The organism is Nocardioides gansuensis (assembly GCF_003076135.1).
GTDB lineage: Bacteria > Actinomycetota > Actinomycetes > Propionibacteriales > Nocardioidaceae > Nocardioides > Nocardioides gansuensis.
Genome location: NZ_QDGZ01000005.1, coordinates 81,008 through 96,608 on the forward strand (window position 1 = coordinate 81,008; position 15,601 = coordinate 96,608).

At 71.7% G+C, this 15,601-nt stretch carries 14 protein-coding genes; 11 read left to right on the forward strand and 3 right to left on the reverse strand.

Features of this window, described 5'->3' with window-relative positions:
* The first annotated feature begins 6 nt into the window (after positions 1–6).
* Both DDE18_RS12205 and DDE18_RS12210 read left to right on the forward strand, forming a co-directional pair.
* Positions 7–3,699: an immunoglobulin-like domain-containing protein gene (locus tag DDE18_RS12205; RefSeq protein ID WP_165821137.1), complete on the forward strand. Its 3,693-nt coding sequence runs from the start codon at positions 7–9 to the stop codon at positions 3,697–3,699.
* 84 nt (positions 3,700–3,783) lie between these two features.
* Entirely contained in the window at positions 3,784–4,830 is a 1,047-nt protein-coding gene (locus DDE18_RS12210; RefSeq protein ID WP_116572559.1) for an aldose epimerase family protein, read from the forward strand.
* A 44-nt stretch (positions 4,831–4,874) separates the two neighbouring features.
* Here the strand turns inward: DDE18_RS12210 and DDE18_RS12215 are convergent, their stop codons facing one another.
* The gene (locus tag DDE18_RS12215; protein WP_116572560.1) at positions 4,875–5,501 is read right to left on the reverse strand and encodes an SRPBCC family protein; all 627 of its coding nucleotides are present in this window, start codon (positions 5,499–5,501) and stop codon (positions 4,875–4,877) included.
* Between the two features lie 96 nt (positions 5,502–5,597).
* Positions 5,598–5,876, reverse strand: a complete 279-nt coding sequence (locus DDE18_RS12220) for a GNAT family N-acetyltransferase (RefSeq protein WP_116572561.1) — start codon at positions 5,874–5,876, stop codon at positions 5,598–5,600.
* Positions 5,877–5,941: 65 nt separating this feature from the next.
* On the opposite strand from DDE18_RS12220, the gene DDE18_RS12225 reads away from it, so the two are divergent.
* Complete coding sequence (locus DDE18_RS12225) at positions 5,942–7,327, forward strand: NAD-dependent malic enzyme (RefSeq protein ID WP_116572562.1); 1,386 nt, start codon at positions 5,942–5,944, stop codon at positions 7,325–7,327.
* A 3-nt stretch (positions 7,328–7,330) separates the two neighbouring features.
* Here DDE18_RS12225 and ppgK read toward each other — a convergent pair whose 3' ends face one another.
* The gene (gene ppgK, locus DDE18_RS12230) at positions 7,331–8,080 is read right to left on the reverse strand and encodes a polyphosphate--glucose phosphotransferase (protein WP_116572563.1); all 750 of its coding nucleotides are present in this window, start codon (positions 8,078–8,080) and stop codon (positions 7,331–7,333) included.
* Between the two features lie 128 nt (positions 8,081–8,208).
* Between ppgK and DDE18_RS12235 the strand changes: the two genes are divergently transcribed.
* From DDE18_RS12235 to DDE18_RS12270, 8 genes are all read left to right on the forward strand, one after another.
* Positions 8,209–8,835: a PadR family transcriptional regulator gene (locus DDE18_RS12235; RefSeq protein WP_245916650.1), complete on the forward strand. Its 627-nt coding sequence runs from the start codon at positions 8,209–8,211 to the stop codon at positions 8,833–8,835.
* Between the two features lie 17 nt (positions 8,836–8,852).
* The gene (locus DDE18_RS12240) at positions 8,853–9,632 is read left to right on the forward strand and encodes a maleylpyruvate isomerase family mycothiol-dependent enzyme (RefSeq protein ID WP_116572565.1); all 780 of its coding nucleotides are present in this window, start codon (positions 8,853–8,855) and stop codon (positions 9,630–9,632) included.
* 145 nt (positions 9,633–9,777) lie between these two features.
* Entirely contained in the window at positions 9,778–10,839 is a 1,062-nt protein-coding gene (locus DDE18_RS12245; protein ID WP_116572566.1) for an ATP-binding cassette domain-containing protein, read from the forward strand.
* Positions 10,836–11,597, forward strand: a complete 762-nt coding sequence (locus tag DDE18_RS12250) for an ABC transporter permease (RefSeq protein ID WP_116572567.1) — start codon at positions 10,836–10,838, stop codon at positions 11,595–11,597. The genes DDE18_RS12245 and DDE18_RS12250 overlap by 4 nt, the downstream gene beginning before the upstream one ends.
* A gap of 261 nt (positions 11,598–11,858) precedes the next feature.
* Positions 11,859–13,367, forward strand: a complete 1,509-nt coding sequence (locus tag DDE18_RS12255; protein WP_116572568.1) for a fatty acid desaturase — start codon at positions 11,859–11,861, stop codon at positions 13,365–13,367.
* Position 13,368: 1 nt separating this feature from the next.
* On the forward strand, positions 13,369–13,560 hold the full coding sequence (locus tag DDE18_RS12260) for a ferredoxin (protein WP_116572569.1): 192 nt from the start codon (positions 13,369–13,371) through the stop codon (positions 13,558–13,560).
* 39 nt (positions 13,561–13,599) lie between these two features.
* Positions 13,600–14,169 (forward strand): TetR/AcrR family transcriptional regulator, encoded by a 570-nt coding sequence (locus DDE18_RS12265; protein ID WP_116572856.1) that lies wholly within the window; start codon positions 13,600–13,602, stop codon positions 14,167–14,169.
* 36 nt (positions 14,170–14,205) lie between these two features.
* Positions 14,206–15,573: an MFS transporter gene (locus DDE18_RS12270; RefSeq protein ID WP_116572570.1), complete on the forward strand. Its 1,368-nt coding sequence runs from the start codon at positions 14,206–14,208 to the stop codon at positions 15,571–15,573.
* The last annotated feature ends 28 nt before the right edge of the window (positions 15,574–15,601 follow it).

Sequence of the window (15,601 nt, forward strand, 5' to 3'; positions counted from 1 at the left end):
CGGACCATGATGAGGACGAGGCTGAGCGGCGTCGCGCGCGCGTGGGCGGTCGGGGCGCTGGCCCTGGCAGCGTCGATGGGCGGTGTCGTCCCGGGCGCCGGTCCGGCGGCGGGCGCCGAGGGAGACCTGACCTCCGACCTGGTGGGCTGGTGGAAGCTCGACGAGTCCTCCGGGACCGTCGCCACCGACTCCTCCGGCAACGGCCGCCACGGCGCCGTCGTGGGGGCGGCCACGTGGAACTCCGGTGACGGGTTCACCTTCAGCGGCGGCGGCAACAGCAGCGGCAACGCGATCACCCTCCCGAACAACCTGCTGGCCGGCCTCCAGGAGGTCACTGTCGACTTCGACGTGTGGGTCGACACCACGCCGTCGGGCAACAACTTCATCTTCAACCTCGGCAACTCCGCGGCCTGGCCGAACGGCACCGGCTACCTGTTCGTCACCGACAGCGACGACGGCGGCCGGCTGCGCGCCACCGTCGCCGAGAACGGGCACGGCACCGAGCAGAGCGCGAGCCGCGTGGGCGGGCTGACCCGTGGCGTGTGGAAGCACGTGACGTTCAGCATCGACGGCGGCACCCCGGCCGCTCCCGGCGCCTCCCGGCTCTACGAGGACGGCGTGCTGGTCGCGTCGAACACCAACCTCACCACCAACCCCGGGCTCATGGGCACGCCGGACGGCACCACCACGCGCAACGTGCTGGGCCGCTCGGCGTATGCCGAGGACTTCTCGTTCAAGGGCCGGCTGCGTGACTTCCGGATCTACTCCCGGGCGCTGACCGCCGAGGAGGCGTCCGCCAGCGCCCAGGACACCAACGTGGCGGCGGCCGAGGCCGATGCCGCGGCGCTGACCCTGGGCGACACCACGGCGGTCACCAGCGACCTGGCACTGCCCGGCACCGGACCGCGCGGCACCAGCGTGTCCTGGGCGACGAGCGACGCCGCGGTGGTCGAGGCCGACGGCACGGTCCACCGCCCGCCGTACGGCCAGCCCGACGGCCGGGCAACGCTCACGGCCACCGTCACCCGAGGCGACGTGAGCCGACCGGCAGGACCGTTCTCCGTGACGGTGCTGGCCGAGGAGCTCGACGACGCCGGCAAGGCGCAGGAGGCGGTCGACGCCGTCGCCCTGGTCCACCCCGACGACGTGCGCGGCAACCTCACCCTGCCGGGCTCCGGCCTGCACGGGACCACCCTGACCTGGTCCTCCGGCAACCCCGCCGTGGTCACCGACTCAGGCGAGGTCACCCGGCCCGCCCACGGCAGCGACCCCGTGGACGTGCCCCTCACCGTGACCGGCACGCTGGACGGCTCGACCGCCACCCGGACGATCACGGTCAGGGTCCGGCCGCTGCCGGCGCCCGCCGACCACGAGGCCTACGCCTTCGCCTACTTCGCCGGTGAGAGCACCGACGACGCGGAGAAGATCTACTTCGGCGCCAGCCGGGGCAACGACCCCCTCGACTACGACGTGCTCAACGACGGCCGGCCGGTGCTCGCCTCCGAGCACGGTGAGCGCGGGTTGCGTGACCCGTTCCTGATCCGCTCCCCCGAGGGAGACCGGTTCTACCTGCTCGCCACCGACCTCAAGGCATACCCGTCCGTCGACTTCGGCCAGGCCCAGGAGACCGGCAGCAAGTACATCGAGGTCTGGGAGTCCACCGACCTGGTGAACTGGTCGGACCAGCGGCACATCAAGGTCTCCTCGGACTTCGCCGGCAACACCTGGGCGCCGGAGGCGTTCTACGACGAGGAGGCAGGGGAGTACGTCGTCTACTGGGCGTCCGCCCTCTACCCGACGACCGACCAGGCGGGTCGCGACATCGCGACGTCGTACCAGCGGATGATGTATGCGACGACGCGCGACTTCGTGACCTTCAGCGAGCCGAAGCCGTGGATCGACGTCAAGCGCGGCACCGGTCGCGGCATGATCGACGCCACCGTCGTCAAGGACGGGGACACCTACTACCGAGTGGTGAAGGACGAGGCGTCCATGACACCGCGGCAGGAGCGCTCGACCGACCTGCGGGCGACGGTGACGGGCTCGCTCCCCACCACGACGTCAGCCCCTGGCTGGCAGCTGGTCAAGGAGCGGGTCGGCGTGGGCCAGCCCAACCCGTGGGGTGGCACCTTCACCCAGGGTGAGGGGCCGACCGTCTTCCCCGACAACGAGATCGAGGACCGCTGGTACATGTTCATCGACCAGCCGAGCTACCACGGTGGTCGGGGCTACCTCGCCTTCCGCACCGACGACATCGCGAGCGGCGCCTGGCAGTCCGTCCCCGCCGCCGACCTGCCCAGCAGCCCACGGCACGGCACGGTCATCCCGGTCACCCAGGCCGAGCTCGACCGGATGCGGGCGGCCTACCAGCCCGAGCTGCTGGTCGCCTCCGTCGACGACGTGACGGCCACGACGCGGCAGGGCGCCGCGCCGCAGCTGCCGTCGACGGTGATGGCCGAGCTCGGCGACGGCTCGACCGGGAAGGTGGAGGTGCGCTGGGACGACGTCGACCCCACGTCGTACGCAGCCCCGGGGACGTTCACGGTGCGCGGCACCGTCGCCCGCGGCTCGGCGGACCATCCGGTGGCCACGGTCACCGTCACCGACGCAGCGGACCCCGTGGTCACGCTGTCGACGGGCGCAGCCGACGCGGACGACGGCTGGTGGGCCACGGACCCGGTCCGCGTCAGCGCGCACGCCACCGACGCGTCCGGCATCGACTCCGTGGAGACGTCGGTCGACGGCGCTCCGTGGTCGGCCACCCCCGGTGCCACTGGCTCGGCGCTGGTCTCCGGCGACGGCACCCACACCGTGACCGCCCGCGCCCTCGACACGACCGGGAACCGGTCGGCGGTGGCGACGACCGAGGTGCGGATCGACGCGACGGACCCCGTCAGCCGGGCGACGCTCGACGCCGGCCGACAGGTCACCGTGCGGGCAGGAGACGCGACCTCGGGCGTGCACCGGATCGAGACCCGCGTCGGCTCGGGCAGCTGGACGGCGTACGCCGGTCCCTTCCAGGTCGGCGACGCAGCCACGACCGTCGAATACCGCGCGGTGGACCGGGCCGGCAACGTCGAGCCCGCGAGCTCGCTGGCCGTGCCGGGGATCGGCAGGGAGCTCTCACTGTCGTCCGTAGCAGCCTCCACCACCACCCCGGTGGCGCGGTACGGCGCGACGGTGCCGGTCTCGGTCCGCGTCTCCGGTGCCGGGACTGCCCCTGTCGGGACCGTCCGCGTCGTCGCCGGTGACCGGCTGATCGCGTCCGGGGAGCTGGTCGACGGCCGAGTGCGGCTCGCGATCGACACCGCCGGCCTCGGTGTCGGCGAGCACGCGCTCCACGTGCGGTACGACGGCAGCGCCACGCACCGGGCCTCGGTGACGACGGTGGCAGTGACGGTGGAGAGGGCGACGTCCGACACGGACGTCCGCGTGGCCCGCTCGAAGGACGCAGAGCGGGTCACGGCCCGGGTGCTCGTGTCGACGGATCCCTCGGGTCAGGTGCCCGACCGAGTGCGCGCCGCGCTGGTCCGTCGGGGCAAGGTGCTCCGGTCCGGGTGGCTCGACCTCTCGGACAACGGCCGGGCGCGGTGGAGCCTCTCGACGAACCGCGCCGGCCTCTACACCGTGCGCATCGTGACCCCCGACTCCGAGACCCTCGCCGGCTCCATGGACGCCGCCCGCGTCCGGATCCGGTGACAGACCTGGTGTCCCGGGAGGAGCTGCGCCTCCCGGGGCACCAGTGCCAGACCCTCGAGCCACGACACCCGACAGGATGGGGCCATGACCACAGACCGCGTTTTCGGTCAGCTGCCCGATGGGCGCGTAGTACGGCTGCTGTCCATCGGCTCGGCCCCAGGGCCGGTCGTCGAGGTGCTGGCGCTCGGGGCCACGGTGCACCGGCTGGAGGTGGCCTGCGGAGACGGTGTGCGACGCAACGTGGTCCTCGGGCACCCCGACGTCGCGGAGCGCCTGGCCAGCGGCGACTACATCGGTGGGACGATCGGGCGCTACGCCAACCGGATCGCGGCTGGGCGCTTCCCGCTCGACGGTCGCGAGGTGCAGGTCGGCACCCACGACCGCGGCAACAGCCTGCACGGCGGACCGGAGGGCTTCGACAGCCACCTCTGGGACGTCGTCGAGCACCGGCCGGACGAGGTGCTCCTCTCGATGACCAGCCCCGACGGGGACCAGGGCTTCCCGGGTGCGGTGAGTGCGAGCGTCCGCTACCGGGTGGACGACGACACCGTGGCGGTCACGATGGAGGCCACGACGGATGCCACCACGGTCCTCAACATGACCAACCACGCCTACCTCAACCTCGACGGTGAGGGCGCGGGCACGATCGACGGCCACGTCCTGCTGCTGGAAGCCGACGCCTACACCCCGGTCGACGCCACCGGGATCCCGCTCGGTGAGCACGCCCCGGTCGACGGCACCCCCTTCGACTTCCGCCAGGCCGCGAGGGTCGGACCGGCGCTGCGGGCCGAGCACCCCCAGGTGGCCGACGCGCGCGGCATCGACCACAACTACGTGGTGCGCGGCACGGGCTTCCGCCGGGCCGCCGTGCTGGACTCCCGGCGTACCGGAACCCGCCTCGAGCTGTGGAGCGACCAGCCGGGCCTGCAGGTCTACACCGGCAACTTCCTCGACGGAACGCGCCGGTCCACCGGTGGTGCGCGGTACAGGCAGGGAGACGGGATCGCCCTGGAGCCCCAGCTCTACCCGGACTCTCCGAACCGGCCGGCCTGGCCATCCGCGGTGCTGCGCCCGGGCGAGGTCTACCGCACCGCCATGGAGTGGCGGTTCAGCCCCGTGGGACCGACGTGACGAAGGCCCCGGGAGATCCCGGGGCCTTCGGCGTTGCTCGACGATCAGGAGATCGGCGTGCCGCCGGTGGGGCCGGTGGTGCCGGGGGTTCCGGTCGTGCCGGTCGTGCCCGTGGTGCCACCCATGGTTCCGCCGCTGGTGCCGGTGGTGCCACCCATTGTTCCGCCGGTGGTGCCACCCATTGTTCCGCCGGTGGTGCCCGGCTCGTTGACCTCGCCGGTCGGCTTGATGTCACCACGCCAGGCGCCGGTCTCGGTGCCGCGGTGCTCGATGAACTCCTTGAACCGCTCGAGGTCACCCTCGACGCGGCGGTCGACCACGTTGAGCATGTCGCCGGCCTTCTCCATCATCCCCTCGGGCTCGAAGTCGAGCCGCAGGGTCACCCGGGTGTGGTCGGCGCCGGCAGGAGCGAACGAGACGGTGCCGTCGTTCTTGCTGCCCGAGACGGCACGCCAGGTCACCCGCTCGTCGGGGGTCTGGTCGACGATCTCGGCGTCCCACTCGCGCTTCACGCCGGCGATCTCCGCCTTCCAGTGGAGGTGCTTGTCGTCGAGCTGCTTCACCTCTTCGACGCCTTCCATAAACTGCGGGAAGGTCTCGAACTGGGTCCACTGGTCGTACGCCGTGCGCACGGGTACGTCGACCTCGCAGGACTTCTCGATGACGCTCATCTGGGTCTCTCCTCCTGTTCCGTGCGGGATTCTGCGGTCCCGGGTGCGGTACCCGATCGGCGCCCGGTCACACGGTCGGAGGAGGAGCCGCGCGTGTCAGGCGACGAGATCGCCGTAGTCCGGGTGGTCGCGGATGTACGCCGCGACGAAGGAGCACAGCGGCCGGACCCGCAGGCCGCGATCCCGGGCCTCCTCGAGGGCGACGCGCACCAGCTCGGTGCCCAGGCCGCGGCCGCCGTACGCCGGGTCGACCACCGTGTGCGGCATCGTCATCACGCCGTCGCGGACCGTGTAGTCGGCGAAGCCGACCACCTGCCCGTCGAGTGAGATCTCGAAGCGGCCGGCTCCCGGGTTGTCCTGGACTCGGATCTGCATGCGTGTGACGGTAGCGGGGGGCAGGTGACTTGCCGGTAGGGCCTCCACGGGAGGAAGGTGACGCCATGGCCGCCACCACCTCGTCGTACTCCATCACCATGCGCCTCCACACCGACCCCGACCACGGGGTCGTGGGGCAGGTCGCGACCACGATCGCGGAGGGCGGTGGCATCGTCACGGCCATCGACGTCGCCGAGTCGCGGCACGACCGGCTGGTCCTCGACGTGACCTGCTCGGCGGCCGACGGCAAGCACTCCGAGGAGATCGTCGCGGCGGTCGAGGCGATGGAGGGCGTCGACGTCTACAAGGTCAGCGACCGGACGTTCCTGCTGCACATCGGCGGCAAGATCGAAGTCACCTCGAAGGTGCCGCTCAGGACCCGCGACGACCTGTCGCTGGCCTACACGCCGGGCGTGGGCCGGGTCTCGATGGCGATCCACGAGAACCCCGAGGACGTGCGCCGGCTGACGATCAAGGGCAACACCGTCGCCGTCGTCACCGACGGGTCGGCCGTGCTCGGCCTGGGCAACATCGGCCCCGGTGCCGCCCTGCCGGTGATGGAGGGCAAGGCCGCGCTGTTCAAGCGGTTCGCCGACATCGACGCGTGGCCGATCTGCCTGGCGACCCAGGACACCGACGAGATCGTCAAGGCGGTCGAGATGATCGCGCCGGGCTTCGGCGGCATCAACCTCGAGGACATCGCGGCGCCGCGGTGCTTCGAGATCGAGCGCCGGCTGCGGGAGTCGCTCGACATCCCCGTCTTCCACGACGACCAGCACGGCACGGCGATCGTGGTGCTCGCCGCGCTGACCAACGCGCTGCGCTGCGTGTCCAAGTCACTGCCCGACGTCCGGATCGTGGTGTCGGGCGCGGGTGCGGCCGGCACGGCGATCGTCACCCTGCTGCTCGCCGCCGGCGCCGTCGACGTCGTGGTGGTCGACCGCCAGGGTGCGCTCTCCGCCGACGACTCCAGCCTGCCGCCCGCGCAGCTCACCCTCGCCCAGTCCACCAACCCGCGCCGCGTCACCGGCTCGCTCCACGACGTGCTCGCCGGCGCCGACGTCTTCATCGGCGTCTCCGCGCCCGGCGTGCTCAAGCCCGAGTGGATCGACGAGATGGCCGACGACGCCGTGGTCTTCGCGCTGGCCAACCCCGACCCCGAGGTCGACCCGGCGGAAGCCGGCAAGCGGGCGGCCGTGGTGGCCTCGGGCCGGTCCGACTACCCCAACCAGATCAACAACGTGCTCGCCTTCCCCGGTGTCTTCCGCGGCCTGCTCGACGCGAAGGCCGACGAGATCACCGTCGACCAGCTGCTCGCCGCCGCCGACGCCATCGCCCGGGTCGTGACCGACGAGGAGCTGAACGCCTCGTTCATCATCCCGAGCGTCTTCCACCCCGACGTCACCAAGCGGGTCGCCGCCGCCATCAGCGGCAAGCACCACGAGATCTGAGGGTCAGGCGCGGGCAGCCACCAGCGCTGCGCCGACGATGCCGGCCTTGTTGAGCAGGGTGGCCGGCACGATCTCGGTGTCGATCCTGATCAGCGGAGCGTACTCCTCGAAGTGCTTGCTGACCCCGCCGCCGACGACGAGGAGGTCGGGGGAGAAGAGCTTCTCGACGGTCCGGTAGTAGGTCGTCAGCCGCTCGGCCCACTCCTCCCACGACAGGTCCTCCGCTTCGCGGGCGCTGTTCGCCGCCCGCGACTCGGCGTCGTGGCCGTCGATCTCGAGGTGGCCGAGCTCGCTGTTGGGCACCAGCACCCCGTCGTGGATCAGCGCGGAGCCGATGCCCGTGCCGAGCGTGGTCACGATGACCAGGCCGTTGACGCCGCGGGCCGCGCCGTACGTCGCCTCGGCCAGCCCGGCTGCGTCCGCGTCGTTGACGACGTGCACGTCCCGGCCCAGCGCCTCGGTGAAGAGCGCGTCGGCGTCGGTGCCGACCCAGGACTCGTCGATGTTGGCGGCCGACTGGACCACCCCGTGGCGTACGACGGCTGGCACCGTCACGCCCACGGCGGCCGGGGAGACGGGGAAGCGCTCGATGAGCTCGCGGAAGACGTCCGCCACGGCGGCCGGCGTGGCGGGCTGCGGAGTCTTGATCTTCTCGCGCTGCCCGGCGAAGTCGCCGGCCTCGAGGTCGACGGGCGCCCCCTTGATGCCGGTGCCGCCGAAGTCGATGCCGAAGGGATGCTCGGAGCCGCTCATGGCCCCAACCTGCCGCACGCCCCCGACCGCGGCAACCGCCGCGGGTCTCGACTTCGCTCGACCCAGCCGGGTCTCGACTTCGCTCGACCAGCCGGGCGGGTCCCACGGGCGCTCCTACACTGCCCGCCATGGCCGCGCACACGACCCGCATGCTGCTCCTCGGTGCCGTGGCCCTGTTCGAGCCGGTCAACGGCTACCAGATCCGCCGCGAGCTCGGCTCCTGGCAGGTCGACGAGTGGGCCAACCTCGGCCCGGGGTCGATCTACAGCGGCCTCAACACCCTGGTGAAGCTCGGCCAGGTCGTCCGCCACGACCTCGAGGACGACGGCCGCCAGGTCGCGGTCTACGAGATCACCGGGGACGGCCGCGAGGAGCTGGGCCGGCTCCTCGCCGAGTCGCTGGAGCGGGTCACGCTGTTCGACCGGGTGGGCTTCCATGCCGCCTTCGGCCTGATCGCCCTGCTCGACCGGACGGCGGCGATCCGCCACCTCGAGGTGCGGCTCGAGGAGCTCGACCGCATGCTCGCGAGGGAGCCCGACGACCGCTACGCACCCCCGCACGCCCTCTGGGGACTGGCCTTGGAGCTGCAGCAGCTGGGGGTCGAGCGCACCTGGGTCATGGAGACGGTCGAGCGGCTCGGGCGGGGTGATTTCACGCTCGCCGGGGACGAGTGGACGTGGGTGCCACCGGCCGACGACCCGGGCCACCAGATCCAGGCGGACCGGGAGAAATATCGCGGGCTTCTGGGTCGCTGACCTGCCACGCTCTGCTCATGACGAGCGACCTGGCCGCCCACCTCGAGGGGTTGCGCACGGCGCTGGCGGCGATGGTGCGGTACGCCGATCGCGCGGGCCTGTCGGCGCCGGTGCCGACCACGCCCGACTGGACCGTGAGGCGGCTGGTCGCCCACCAGGGGATGGTGCACCGCTGGGCGGCGGCGATCATCCGCGGCGACGACGTGGACCAGGCCGGCGCGGCGGCGGCCTTCGAGGCCGAGGGCCGGAGCACTCCCGACCCGCTGGAGTGGCTGCGCGACGGCGCGATCGAGCTGGTCACCGCGATCTGCCGGGCCCCCGACGACCTCGATGCGCTGGTCTTCCTCGCCGACGCGCCGCCACCGAAGCGGTTCTGGGCGCGCCGGCAGTGTCACGAGACGACGATCCACGCCGTCGACGCGTTGTCCGCGCAGCTGGGCCGCTACCCGGTCGCCGCCGACGCCGGCTGGATCCCCCCCGAGCTGGCCCTGGACGGCATCGACGAGCTGCTCAGCGGCTTCCTGCCCCGCCCCGTGTCGCGGCTTCGGTCGGAGGATCCCCAGCGCATCGTCGTACTCCCCGAGGAGGGCGACACCGCCTGGCAGGTGGACGTGAGCACGGCGCCTCCGGTGACCACCCGGCTCCCGCGCCGGGACGCGCCTTCCGATGCCGACACGCTGCTCGCGGGCGGGGCGGTCGGGCTCTACCTGACGCTGTGGAACCGCAGCGACGAGGTCGCGCCCACCGGGGACTGGGATCTCTGGCGCGACAGCGCCCAGGTCCGCTGGACCCGGTGACCGGTCTCGGCTGGGCATAGCGGACCGATCCCGTCCGCCCGGGGTGCGAGCGTGGGGACGTCCGGGCAATCCGGTTGTCCGGAGGTCCGGCACCGGGCACACTGACCGACGCTGTTCAAGTTTGAATACACGACGAGGGGGCTGGATGATCACCGCACGGGGACTCGTGCAGACGTTCCACACCAGGCAGGGCAAGACGAAGACGGAGGTCCGCGCCGTGGACGGCGTGGACCTCGACGTGGCCGAGGGCGAGGTCGTCGGCTTCCTCGGTCCCAACGGGGCCGGCAAGACCACGACGCTGCGGATGCTCACCACGCTGCTCAGGCCGACGGCCGGCACTGCGACGGTCGCGGGGTACGACGTGGTGCGCGAGGCCGAGCAGGTGCGCCGCTCGATCGGCTACGTCTCCCAGGTCGGCGCCACCTTCTCCGGCGCGCTCGCCGGCGACGAGGTGAGCGACCACGGCCAGCTCTACGGCATGTCGCGGGCCGACGCCGTACGCCGCGGGCAGGAGCTCTTCGAGCAGCTCGACCTCGAGGGGCTGTGGCGCCGCAAGTGCGGGAAGATGTCGGGCGGCCAGAAGCGCCGGCTCGACATCGTGATGGGGCTGATCCACGACCCGACGCTCGTCTTCCTCGACGAGCCGACCACCGGCCTCGACCCGCAGGCGCGGGCCAACCTCTGGCAGCACATCCGCGGGCTGCGCGAGCGGCACGGGGCGACGGTCTTCCTGACGACGCACTACCTCGACGAGGCCGACGCGCTCGCCGACCGGATCGTCATCATCGACAAGGGCCGCATCGTCGCGAGCGACACCGCGGACAACCTCAAGGCCCAGGTCGCCGGCGACCTGGTGTCGCTGGAGATCGCCGACACCGCGCTCGTGACGAGCGCGGCCGAGCGGCTCGGAGCGCTGGCCGGCGACGTGGCCATCGACGGCCGGCATGTCTCGGGCCGCGTGCAGCGCGCGGGCCGCGCCGTACCCGGCCTGATGCGCGACCTCGACGCCGCGGGCATCGCGCTGGACGCGATCGAGGTCCACCGGCCGACGCTCGACGACGTGTTCCTGACGCTGACCGGCCGCTCGCTGCGCGACGCCGAGGCCGACGCTCAGGCTGACGCCGAGGCCGCCGAGGTGGCGGACTCCGAGGCCGGTCGAACCGATGCGGGCGAGCAGGCCCCCGAGCTCGAAGGAGCCACCCGATGACGTTCTTCCACGACTCCATGGTCGTCTTCCGCCGCCAGCTGCGGATGAACCTGCGCAACCCCGCGTGGGTGCTGATCGGCGTGATGCAGCCGGTGCTCTACCTCGTGCTCTTCGGCCCGCTGCTCAAGCCGCTGGTCGCGTCCTTCCCCGGCGGGGCGGACAACGCCTACACGTTCCTGGTGCCCGGCCTGCTGGTGCAGCTCGGCATGTTCGGCGCGTTCTTCGCCGGCTTCGGGCTGATCGGCGAGTGGCGCGAGGGCGTCATCGAGGCGGAGCGGGTCACGCCGGCCTCGCGGGCGGCGCTGCTCTTCGGCCGGCTCTACCGCGACCTGCTCCAGCTGCTCGTCCAGGCGCTGATCCTGGTCGGCCTCGGCTTGGCGATGGGCATGCGCGCGCCGATCGGCGGCGTCGCCGTCGGGATCCTGCTGACGTTGCTCATCGGCGGGGCCTGCGCCGCGGCGTCCAACGCCCTCGCGCTCACCACCAAGAGCGAGGAGGTGATGGCGCCGGTCATCAACATGGTGATGATGCCGGTGCTGCTGCTCAGCGGGATCATGCTGCCGATGACGCTCGGCCCGGGCTGGCTGAGCCGGATGAGCGACTTCATGCCGTTCCGCTGGATCGTCGACGCCGTCCGCGACAGCTTCACGGGCGAGCTCGCCACCAGCCACCTCGCCTGGGGCACCGGCTGGGCTGTCGTGCTGAGCGCGCTCGGCGTCTGGTGGGGCACCGCGGTGTTCCGCCGGGAGAACGCCTGAGAGTCCGGTCGGTCGAGCGAAGTCCGGTCGGTCGAGCGAAGTCCGGTCGGTCGAGCGAAGTCCGGTCGGTCGAGCGAAGTCGAGACCGGGGCCGGGGGCACTGCGCACGCCGCAGCGCCCCCGGCCCCGCGCCGTACCTCCTCCCGGTCCTCCTCCCGGTCCTCCTGGCCGCACCCTTGACACGCCCGCTTTACAAATGCCACTCTCTTGTCAACTTTACAAGAGGTGGTCTTTTGTAAAGCAACGCGAGGAGGACTCGACATGGCTGATCTGGCCAGCGGCACCGTGGCGGAGGGGACCACGGAGGCCTGGAAGGACAGGAAGCGGTATCTGTGGCTGCTCGGCCTGATGGTGCCCGGGCTCGGGATCATGGCGGTGATCGGCTACCTCTACACCGGCTGGTGGTGGCTGCTGCTGGCCGGGCCGATCCTGGTCAACGGGATCATCCCGCTGCTGGACCTGGCCTTCGGCCTGGACCCCTCGAACCCGCCGGACGACATCATCGACCAGCTGGAGAACGACAAGTACTACCGCTGGGTGGTCTACGCCTACCTGCCGCTGCAGTTCGTCATCCTCTACGCCGCCTCGGCCTTCATCGCCGACATCAACCCCATCGCCTGGCTCACCGACCTCGTCGGAGCCACGAGCTGGGTCTCCGAGACCCTGGGCGCCAGCCTCGTGCGGGACGTGGACCTGACCTGGTGGGAGAAGTGCTTCCTGGCCTTCTCGATGGCCGGGATCATGGGCATCGGCATCAACACCGCGCACGAGCTCGGCCACAAGAAGGAGTCCGTCGAGCGCTGGCTGTCCAAGATCGCGCTCGCGCCGACCTGCTACGGCCACTTCTACATCGAGCACAACCGCGGCCACCACGTCCGCGTCGCCACCCCCGAGGACCCGGCGTCGTCGCGCCTCGGCGAGAGCTTCTACCGCTTCTGGCCGCGCACCGTCACCGGCTCCCTCAAGAGCGCCTGGCAGCTCGAGGCCAGGCGCTACCAGCGCAAGGGCACCCACCCGTTCCACTGGGGCAACGACGTGCTCAACGCCTGGCTGATGTCGGTGGTCCTCTACGGCTCGATCGTGGCCCTGTTCGGCTGGGAGGTCATGCCCTACCTGCTCATCACCATCGTTGCCGGCTTCTCGCTGCTGGAGATCATCAACTACCTCGAGCACTACGGCATGCTGCGCCAGAAGGTCGGCCCGGAGGGCAGGCAGCGCTACGAGCGGGTGCTGCCGCAGCACAGCTGGAACAGCAACAACATCGTCACCAACGTCTTCCTCTACCACCTGCAGCGGCACAGCGACCACCACGCCAACCCGACCCGTCGCTACCAGGCGCTGCGCGACTTCAAGGAGTCCCCGGCCCTGCCGACCGGCTACGCAGGCAGCCTGACCATCGCGCTCTTCCCGCCGCTGTGGCGGTGGGTGATGGACAAGCGCGTGGTCGCACACCTCGACGGTGACGTGACGCTGGCCAACATCCAGCCCGGCAAGGAGCAGAAGTACCTCGCCAAGTTTCCGCCGGCGGTCGACCACCAGGTGCACGTCGACGACAGGTTCGCGCAGAAGTTCGAGGGCGAGGTGCTCGCGGCGAAGTGCCCGGGTTGCGCCTACGTCTACGAGGTCGCGGCGGGTGACGAGCACGAGGGCTTCCCGGCCGGTACGGCGTGGAGCGAGATCCCCGACGGCTGGTGCTGCCCCGACTGTGGTGTGCGCGAGAAGATCGACTTCATCCAGATCGACCCCGCGACCCTGAAGGTGAGGGCCTGACATGAAGATCGTCGTGGACCGCGACAAGTGCGAGGGACTCGGCATGTGCGAGTCGATGGCGCACGAGTTCTTCGAGGTGGACGACGACGACGTGATGCACGTCCTCGACGAGCACCCCGACGAGAAGCACCGCAAGCTGGTGACCGCAGCGATCAGCGCGTGCCCCATGCTGGCGCTCACCCTCGAGGGCTAGGGTCTGGGGATGGTTGCCGCGAGTCCGGAGGGTGCCGAGATGGCACCCACCGGCAGCATCCGGGACCGGCTGGTCGTGGCCGCCACCGAGCTCACCACGAAGGAGGGCTGGGCGGCGGTCACGATGAGCCGCCTCGCCGACATGGTCGGCGTGAGCCGCCAGACCGTCTACAACGAGATCGGCACCAAGCCGGCGCTCGCCGAGGCGATGATCCTGGAGGAGCTCTCCCGCTTTCTCGCCAAGGTCGACCAGGCCTTCCTCGACCATCCGGGCGACCTGTCCGGCGCGATCGAGGCGGCCGTCGTGGGCGTCCTGCGGTTCGCGGAGGGCAACGCCCTCCTGCACGCCGTCGTCAGCGCCACCCACGGCGCCGACACCGAGCTGCTGCCGCTGCTGACCACCCACGCTGGCATGCTGATGGGCACCGCGAAGGCGGTCATCGCCGAGCGCCTGACCGCATACGAGCTCCCGCTGACCCAGGAGGAGCTCGCCCCGGTCATCGACGCGATCGTGCGGATCGCGCTCAGCCACGTGATGCAGCCGTCCGGCACCCCCGAGGAGACCGCCGCCGGCATCTCGTGGATCGCGCGCCGGGTCCTGGGCTCCTGAGCCGCCGCTGCGAGCGCCGACCCCTAGGCTCGGCCCATGGCCGTCGAGTGGGGTACGCCGAGGGCGCGCGCGGTGGTCGCGGCGGCCACCCTCGGCTCCGGCATGACGTTCCTCGACGGCACCGTCGTCAACGTCGCCCTGCCGAGCATCGGCCGGGATCTGGACGCCACCTTCGCCGAGCTGCAGTGGATCAACAACGGCTACTTGCTGGCGCTCTCCGCCCTGATCCTCCTCGGCGGCGCGCTCGGTGACCGGCTCGGCCGGCGCCGGGTCTTCGTGCTCGGCACGATCGCCTTCGCGGCGGCCTCGCTGCTGTGCGGCCTCGCGCCCAACGCGCCGAGCCTGATCGTCGCTCGGATCCTCCAGGGCGTCGGAGCCGCCCTGCTCACCCCCGGCAGCCTGGCGATGATCCAGGGGGCGTTCGCGCCGCGCGACCGCGCCCACGCCATCGGCGCCTGGTCGGGACTCGGCGGCATCGCCGCGGCGCTCGGCCCGTTCCTCGGCGGCGTTCTCATCGACCATGCCTCCTGGCGGTGGATCTTCCTCATCAACCTCCCGGTCGCCGTGCTCACCGTGGTGATCGCCCGGTGGGTGCCGGAGAGCAGCGCCCCCCGCGGCCGGACGGCGTTCGACTGGACGGGCGCCGCGCTGGCCTCCCTCGCGCTCGGCGGCGTCACCTTCACCCTCATCGAGTGGGGCCGGCCCGGTGTGGGTTGGGCGCTCGCCTCCGGCCTGATCGCCGGCGCCGCCTTCCTGATGGTGGAGCGCCGCACCCACGCGCCGATGGTGCCGTTGCGGCTCTTCCGCGACCGCGTGTTCAGCGCCGCCAACGCGATGACCCTGCTCGTCTACGCGGCGCTGGGCGCCGTGCTGTTCTTCCTGGTGATCCAGCTCCAGACGGTGGGCGGCTACAGCGCCCTCGCCGCCGGGGTCGCGACCCTGCCGATCACGCTGTGCATGCTCTTCCTCGCCGCGCGAGCCGGCGCGCTCGGCCAGCGGATCGGGCCGCGGATCCCGATGACCGTCGGCCCGATCGTGATGGCCGGCGGCACGCTGCTGCTGCTCCGCGTGGACGACTCGGTGTCGTACGTCGTGGACGTGCTGCCGGGTCTCACGGTCTTCGGCCTCGGCCTCGCCCTCATGGTCGCGCCGCTGACCGCCACCGTGCTGGCGGCGGCGCCTGACGAGTCGGCGGGCATCGCCAGCGGCATCAACAACGCCGTGGCGCGCGCCGGCTCGCTGCTGGCCATCGCGGCGCTGCCCGTCGCCGTGGGTCTGTCGGGAGACGACTACGCCGACCCGGGCGCCTTCGGAGCGGCGTACACCTCGGCGACCGTGGCCTGCGCGGCGCTGCTGGCGCTCGGCGGTCTCGTCTCCTGGGTCCTGGTGCCCCGCAAGATCTGACACAGGCTCACGATCCGGTCGCAACCGG

Bases quoted from the DNA above. Each gene is read 5' to 3' on its own strand.
- DDE18_RS12240 (WP_116572565.1), top strand. From the start codon at position 8,853: ATGACGAGCGACCTGGCCGCCCACCTCGAGGGGTTGCGCACGGCGCTG.
- DDE18_RS12215 (WP_116572560.1), bottom strand. From the start codon at position 5,501: ATGAGCGTCATCGAGAAGTCCTGCGAGGTCGACGTACCCGTGCGCACG.
- DDE18_RS12245 (WP_116572566.1), top strand. From the start codon at position 9,778: ATGATCACCGCACGGGGACTCGTGCAGACGTTCCACACCAGGCAGGGC.
- ppgK (WP_116572563.1), bottom strand. From the start codon at position 8,080: ATGAGCGGCTCCGAGCATCCCTTCGGCATCGACTTCGGCGGCACCGGC.
- DDE18_RS12270 (WP_116572570.1), top strand. From the start codon at position 14,206: ATGGCCGTCGAGTGGGGTACGCCGAGGGCGCGCGCGGTGGTCGCGGCG.
- DDE18_RS12255 (WP_116572568.1), top strand. From the start codon at position 11,859: ATGGCTGATCTGGCCAGCGGCACCGTGGCGGAGGGGACCACGGAGGCC.
- DDE18_RS12265 (WP_116572856.1), top strand. From the start codon at position 13,600: ATGGCACCCACCGGCAGCATCCGGGACCGGCTGGTCGTGGCCGCCACC.
- DDE18_RS12235 (WP_245916650.1), top strand. From the start codon at position 8,209: ATGGCCGCGCACACGACCCGCATGCTGCTCCTCGGTGCCGTGGCCCTG.
- DDE18_RS12260 (WP_116572569.1), top strand. From the start codon at position 13,369: ATGAAGATCGTCGTGGACCGCGACAAGTGCGAGGGACTCGGCATGTGC.
- DDE18_RS12205 (WP_165821137.1), top strand. From the start codon at position 7: ATGATGAGGACGAGGCTGAGCGGCGTCGCGCGCGCGTGGGCGGTCGGG.
- DDE18_RS12220 (WP_116572561.1), bottom strand. From the start codon at position 5,876: ATGCAGATCCGAGTCCAGGACAACCCGGGAGCCGGCCGCTTCGAGATC.
- DDE18_RS12250 (WP_116572567.1), top strand. From the start codon at position 10,836: ATGACGTTCTTCCACGACTCCATGGTCGTCTTCCGCCGCCAGCTGCGG.
- DDE18_RS12210 (WP_116572559.1), top strand. From the start codon at position 3,784: ATGACCACAGACCGCGTTTTCGGTCAGCTGCCCGATGGGCGCGTAGTA.
- DDE18_RS12225 (WP_116572562.1), top strand. From the start codon at position 5,942: ATGGCCGCCACCACCTCGTCGTACTCCATCACCATGCGCCTCCACACC.